At 66.9% G+C, this 6,068-nt stretch carries 8 protein-coding genes; 1 reads left to right on the top strand and 7 read right to left on the bottom strand.

All coding sequences use genetic code 11. The annotated features are described in order from the left end of the window. Positions 1-155 precede the first annotated feature (155 nt). The 3 genes from mscL to O0J73_RS00595 all read right to left on the bottom strand — a co-directional run bounded on the left by mscL (position 156) and on the right by O0J73_RS00595 (position 1,689). On the bottom strand, positions 156-560 hold the full coding sequence (gene mscL, locus O0J73_RS00605; protein WP_004154386.1) for a large-conductance mechanosensitive channel protein MscL: 405 nt from the start codon (positions 558-560) through the stop codon (positions 156-158). A gap of 55 nt (positions 561-615) precedes the next feature. After that, a complete protein-coding gene (locus tag O0J73_RS00600) occupies positions 616-1,332 on the bottom strand; it encodes a fumarylacetoacetate hydrolase family protein (protein ID WP_004154389.1) in 717 nt (238 codons plus the stop codon). 75 nt (positions 1,333-1,407) lie between these two features. Continuing rightward, positions 1,408-1,689: a hypothetical protein gene (locus tag O0J73_RS00595; RefSeq protein ID WP_197563559.1), complete on the bottom strand. Its 282-nt coding sequence runs from the start codon at positions 1,687-1,689 to the stop codon at positions 1,408-1,410. Between the two features lie 178 nt (positions 1,690-1,867). Here O0J73_RS00595 and O0J73_RS00590 point away from each other — a divergent pair, with 178 nt between their 5' ends. Continuing rightward, positions 1,868-2,203, top strand: a complete 336-nt coding sequence (locus tag O0J73_RS00590) for a Rieske (2Fe-2S) protein (RefSeq protein ID WP_004154391.1) — start codon at positions 1,868-1,870, stop codon at positions 2,201-2,203. Positions 2,204-2,287: 84 nt separating this feature from the next. Here the strand turns inward: O0J73_RS00590 and O0J73_RS00585 are convergent, their stop codons facing one another. The 4 genes from O0J73_RS00585 to thiS all read right to left on the bottom strand — a co-directional run bounded on the left by O0J73_RS00585 (position 2,288) and on the right by thiS (position 6,024). Further along, positions 2,288-4,135, bottom strand: a complete 1,848-nt coding sequence (locus O0J73_RS00585; protein ID WP_049457176.1) for an SLC13 family permease — start codon at positions 4,133-4,135, stop codon at positions 2,288-2,290. Positions 4,136-4,162: 27 nt separating this feature from the next. After that, on the bottom strand, positions 4,163-4,897 hold the full coding sequence (gene trmB, locus O0J73_RS00580; protein ID WP_308307742.1) for a tRNA (guanosine(46)-N7)-methyltransferase TrmB: 735 nt from the start codon (positions 4,895-4,897) through the stop codon (positions 4,163-4,165). Continuing rightward, positions 4,897-5,691 (bottom strand): thiazole synthase, encoded by a 795-nt coding sequence (locus O0J73_RS00575; RefSeq protein ID WP_004154394.1) that lies wholly within the window; start codon positions 5,689-5,691, stop codon positions 4,897-4,899. Before O0J73_RS00575 ends, trmB begins: the two co-directional genes overlap by 1 nt. 132 nt (positions 5,692-5,823) lie before the next feature. After that, entirely contained in the window at positions 5,824-6,024 is a 201-nt protein-coding gene (thiS, locus tag O0J73_RS00570; RefSeq protein ID WP_008265079.1) for a sulfur carrier protein ThiS, read from the bottom strand. Positions 6,025-6,068: the final 44 nt, after the last annotated feature.

The following is a 6,068-nucleotide window of genomic DNA, read 5'->3' as shown; positions in this document are numbered from 1 at the left end:
CTGCTGGGGCGGTTGTCGTTGCTGATGCAGGCGGTGAAGCCGCTGGAGGTCAAATGCTGACCCCACGGTAGTGCCGGCCGCTGGCCGGCATGTTCATGGACCTCGGGCGCATCGTGCGGTTGCCGGCCAGCGGCCGGCACTACCGTTCTGCGACCTTACTTCTTCAGGCTGTCGCGGATCTCGCGCAGCAGCACCACTTCCTCGGCCGGTGCGGCCGGGGCGGCTTCCTGCTTGCGCGACAGGCGGTTGATCGTCTTTACCACCAGGAAGATGGCGAACGCCACGATCACGAACTGGATCAGCGTATTGATGAAGTCGCCATAGCCGATCACCACCGCCGGGATCTCCTTGCCGTCGGCACCGATGCTGGCCGGTGACAGCGTCCAGGCCAGCTGCGAGAAGTCCACCTTGCCGATCAGCAGGCCCAGCGGCGGCATGATGATCTTCTCGACCAGCGCGGTCACGATCTTGCCGAAGGCCGCGCCGATCACCACGCCGACGGCGAGGTCGATGACGTTGCCGCGCATCGCGAATTCCTTGAACTCGGTGAGCATTCCCATTGTTGTTTTTCTCCGGTGGGGGAAGTGGACAGCGCGCAGGGTAGCGCAGGTGATGTCAGCCGGCGATCACGCCGTGGCGCTCGGCCACGTTTTCCAGGCGGGCACTGAAGCGGTCGCCGGGCTTCAGCGCAGCCACCCCGGACGGGGTGCCCATGAACACCAGATCGCCGGCGCGCAGGTGCCACAGCTTGGACAGCTCATGCAGGATCTCCGGCACGTTCCAGATCATCTGGTCGAGCAATGCCTGCTGGCGCACTTCGCCGTTGACCTCCAGCGACAGGTTCAGCGCGGCCAGGTCGCCAACCTCGCCGGCGTGCACGATCTCGCTGATCGGCGCGGAGGCATCGAAGCCCTTGGCCGCATCCCACGGATGGCCCTTGTCCTTGGCGGCCGCCTGCAGATCGCGGCGGGTCAGGTCCAGCCCGACGGCATAGCCGTAGACCAGTGCATCGGCATCGGCCACGGCCAGCTCGCCGGCCGGCGCGTCACGGCCGATGGCCACCACCAGTTCCACTTCGTGGTGCAGGTTGGCGGTCGCCGGCGGATAGGGAATGGCATCGTCATGGCCGACCACGATCGCATCGGCCGGCTTGCTGAAGAACATCGGGCGGCCACGGTCATCAGCGGCCGGCACCGCCGCGCCCATTTCACGGGCATGGTCGGCGAAGTTGCGGCCCACGCAGTAGATGCGGTGCACGGGGAAACTGCCGCCGCCTACGACCGGCACACGCGGCAGGGCAACGGCAGGGATCACATCGGAGACATCGGACATGCGGGCATCCAGGAAGGGCGTGCCCGCAGTCTAGAACGCATGGCGCCCGCCGTCAGCGGGCGCGTAAGGCATGGATCAACGCGAGGCCGGCAACACCGGCTTGCGCACCACGCGGTACTCGCCCTCGACCACGGTCGGATCGATCGGACGGCTGGTGCCCGGCTTGCGCGAGGCCAACAGCTTCCACGCCAGGCCGACCAGGATCATCGCCGCACCGACGAACACGCCGATGAACACCATCGCGGCCAGGATCGCCAGGCCGAGCAGGCCCACGGCAACGCGCACCAACGGATGACGCGGCTTGCGCGGCGCGAACAGGGTGCGGAACTGGGTGAAGGCGGATGCGCGATTGAACATGGCGGCTCGATAGGCTGGGATCAGCGAAAACAGAGTATCGGGACGCGCCACTGTCATTGAGTGAAAAACTCGTTAAATATAGCCTGTGCTTATTACGAATCAATGACTTGTGTTCATCTTGCAGCCAGTCACCTGAGCAGGCGTGCGACAATGCCGCTTTACTGTCCGAGCCTTCGCCATGACTGCCGCTGCTGCCCTGATCGCCCTTGATGCCATTGCCGATGGCGCGTTTGCCGAGGTCGAAGCGGTGGTCGATGGCGATGCAGAGTCGGTGCTGCTGTATCGCGACGGCGCGCAGGTGCGTGCTTTCCTGAACATCTGCCCGCATGCCGGCCGCCGCCTGGACTGGGCGCCCGGGCAGTTCCTGAAGAGCCGCGAAGGCCATCTTGTGTGCGCCGCGCATGGTGCCTCGTTTGCGCTGGACAGCGGCGACTGCATCGCCGGCCCGTGCAAGGGCGACCGCCTGCGTGCCGTGCCGGTGGATGTGCGCGACGGGCAGGTCTATCTGGCCTGAGGCAACCGGCGTGCGAACCAAGGTTCGCACCTACCGATTGCAGTCCGCGGGTGCAGGGCGCAGCCCTGCCAATAAACCCAACCCTCAGAACATCAGGTTGATCATCAACACCACCACGCAGGTGTAGATCAGCGACAGCGGGCCGCCGACCCGCCACATCTCGCGCGGGGTGTAGTTGGCCGGACCGGTGATCATCGAGATCACCGGATTGGAGGCCGTCATCAGGTTGTTGGACGCCGACAGCGCCACGATCAGCGCGAATGCGGTCGGGCTGCCGCCGGCAGCCAGCGCCAGGTTCACCGCGATGGGGACCATCACGATGGTCGCGCCCACATGGCTGATCACCAGTGAGAAGGCCGTGGTCAGCAACGCCAGTGCCACTTCCAGCACCCACAGCGGAATGCCGGTAGGCAGCTTGTCGATGGTGTGGCCGGCCACCCACGCCGCCGCGCCACTGGAGTCCATTGCCCAGCCCAGCGGAATCAGCCCGGCCATCATGAACACCGTCTTCCAGTTGATCGAGGCATAGGCCTCGTCCATGCGCAGCACGCCGGTCAGCAGCATGCCCGCCACGCCGGTCATCAGGGTCAGCGCCACCGGCAGCTTGCTGGTCAGCGCGATCAGGATGGTCAACGCGAAGATCGCCATCGCGATCTTGAACTTGTGCGGGCGCTGCTCGCCGGTCGGGTAATCGGTCACCACCACGAAGTCCCGGCTCCTGGCGGCCTGTGCCAGGTCGGTCCAGATGCTGTGGAAGACCAGCATGTCGCCCGCACGCAGCTGCACGTCGCGCACGTCTTCGCGGATCACCTGCTTGTCGCGGTTGATCGCCAGCAGGCTGATGCCGCGTTCCTTGCGCAGGCGCAGGTCGGCCGCGCTCTTGCCGATCACGTTCGAGGTCGGCGGCACCACGGCCTCGGAAATACCGGCGCGGCTGGGATTGAACAGGTCGCCCAGATGCTTCAGGCGCGAGGACATGCGCAGGAACTGATTCTGCGCGAAGTCGCTGATCTGCTGGCGCGGGCCCATCGCACCGAGCACGCTGCCGACCCAGATGCGCATCTCCGCCGGCGGCGCCAGGCGGGTGTCGTTGCCGGTCTTCAGGGCCAGCAGCAGCGGCGCATCGTGCAGGTTCTCCGCCTCGCCCAGGGTCATGCCCACCAGCGGGCTCTCGGCGCTGACCACCAGCTCGAACACATCGCCTTCAATGCCGTAGGTCTTGGCGAAGTAGCTTTCGGTACGTGCCGGGGTGACCCCGTCGTTGACCAGGTTCTCTTCCTCGATCAGCTTGCGGTCGCCGTAATAGCGGAAGTACAGCAGCGAGGCGACCAGAAGTGCCAGGCCGATCGGCAGCGGCGCGAACATGCGCAGCGGCTCGATGGTGGCCAGGCCCGAGGGCAGGTTGTTGTTGGCCGAGGCCAGCAGGTCGTTCAGCAGGATCAGCGGCGAGTTGCCGACCATGGTCAGCGCGCCGCCCATCACGATCGCCGCCGAGATCGGCAGCAGCAGGCGCTGCAGGGTCAGCCCGGTGCGCGCGGCCAGCCGCGAGGCGACCGGCAGGTACAGCGCCATCACCGACGGGTTCTGCATGAAGGACGAGTTCAGGCCGGCAATGGCCGTGGTCATCATCAGCAGCCGCTGCTCGACGCCGTGGCCGCGCCGCAGCAGCCAGGCGGCCAGCCGGTTCAGTGCACCGGTGCGGTCCAGGCCCGCACCGAGGATGGTGGTGGCGATGATGCTCATCACCGCGTTACCGGAGAAACCGCCGAAGATCTCCTCCGGCGCGATCAGCCCGGTGACGCCGAGCACCACCAGCACCACCAGTGCGACCACGTCGGCACGGATGCGCTCGAACAGGAACATCGCCATCGTGAAGCCGACCAGCCCAAGCACGAGCTTCATGTCGTTGGTCAGCGTCAGCGCGGTATCCATGTGGGGCGCGGCGTCCTCAGGCGATCGTCAGGTGCGGTCGTACAACAGGTCCCAGACGCCGTGGCCGAGCTTCTGGCCACGGGTCTCGAAGTGGGTCTGCGGGCGCCAGTCCGGGCGCGGCACGCTGCCGCGCGGGCCGGCACGGTTGACCAGGCCGGCGGTGGCGTCGAGCACGTCCCACATCTGCTCGGCGTAGTCTTCCCAGTCGGTCGCGCAGTGCAGGCGGCCGCCCGGGCGCAGCTTGCGCACCAGCAGTTCGGCGAACGCCGGCTGCAGCAGGCGGCGCTTGTTGTGGCGCTTCTTGTGCCACGGGTCCGGGAAGTAGATGCGCATTTCATCCAGCGCGCCGTCGGCGATCTCGTTCTGCAGCACTTCCACCGCGTCGTGGTGGTACAACCGCACGTGGTCGGCGTTGTCGTCGGCCAGCGCGTTCAGCAGGCGGCCCACGCCGGGGGCATGCACCTCGATGCCGATGTAGTCACGCGACGGGTCGTGCTGGGCCGCGAAGCGCAGCGCGGCGCCGTTGCCGAAGCCGATTTCCAGCACCTTGTGCGCCGGGCGGCCGAAGGTGGCGTCCAGATCGCGCGGCTGGCCGTTGTAGTCGATGCCGAAACGCGGCCAGCGTTCGTCGAACGCACGCTGCTGGGCGGGGGTGAATCGGCCCTGGCGCAGCACGAAGCTGCGCACTTCACGGCGGCCTTCGCTGACGGTGAAGGGCTTGGGCGGGGCCTTGGAGCCGGCGCTGTCGAAAGGATTGGTCATCAGCCGATCAGCCCATCCAGCGGAGAGGAGGCGCTGGCGTAGCGCTTGCGCGGGATGCGCCCGGCCAGGAACGCCTCGCGGCCGGCTTCGACCGCCTTGCGCATCGCGCTGGCCATCAGCACCGGGCTGCGTGCGCCGGCGATGGCGGTGTTCATCAGCACGCCGTCACAGCCCAGCTCCATCGCGATCGCCGCGTCCGAGGCGGTGCCCACGCCGGCGTCGACGATGATCGGCACCTTGGCGTCTTCGATGATCTGCAGCAGGTTGTACTTGTTCTGGATGCCCAGGCCCGAGCCGATCGGCGCGGCCAGCGGCATCACCGCAGCGCAGCCGATCTCTTCCAGGCGCTTGGCCAGGATCGGGTCGTCGGAGGTGTAGACCATCACCTCGAAGCCATCCTTGACCAGCTGTTCGGCGGCCTTGAGGGTCTGCACCACGTCCGGGTACAGCGATTTCTGGTCGCCCAGCACTTCCAGCTTGGTCAGGTTGTGGCCGTCCAGCAGCTCACGGGCCAGGCGGCAGGTGCGCACGGCGTCCTCGGCGGTGTAGCAGCCGGCGGTGTTGGGCAGGATGGTGTAACGGTCCGGCGGCAGCACGTCCAGCAGGTTCGGCTCGCCCGGGTTCTGGCCGATGTTGGTCCGGCGGATGGCCACGGTGACGATCTGGGCGCCTGCAGCCTCGGTGGCCAGGCGGGTTTCTTCCAGGTCCTTGAACTTGCCGGTGCCGGTCAGCAGCCGCGAGCCATAGGTCTTGCCGGCGATCACCAGCGAATCGGGGGAGACATGAACGTTCATGGCGCGATTATCGCTTATCCGCCTGAAGATGGGGTCACGCAACCAAAGGTAGTGCCGGCCGCTGGCCGGCAGATGTGAGGCGTCAGGCAGCGTCGGATTGCCGGCCAGCGACCGGCACTACCCGGAATGGTTTCAACCACCGCCCAGCGCGTGCACGATTTCCACCACGTCGCCCTCGGCCAGGACATGCTCGCCATGGCGGCTGCGGCTGACGATCTCGCCGTTGACCTCCACCGCCACCCGGCGCTGCAGCAGCTGCTCGGCCTCAAGCAGATCGTGAAGGGTCGCCGAAGCGGGCAGGGTACGGGGTTCGCCATTGAGCTGGATGTTCATCAGCGCATTGTCGCTGATAGCTCGCCGGGATCGGAACCGTTGCA

The organism is Stenotrophomonas sp. Sm6012, from assembly GCF_030985895.1.
GTDB classification, from domain to species: domain Bacteria; phylum Pseudomonadota; class Gammaproteobacteria; order Xanthomonadales; family Xanthomonadaceae; genus Stenotrophomonas; species Stenotrophomonas forensis.
The sequence above is the reverse complement of the archived record's forward strand: the minus strand, read 5'-3'. Positions and strand labels throughout refer to the sequence as shown.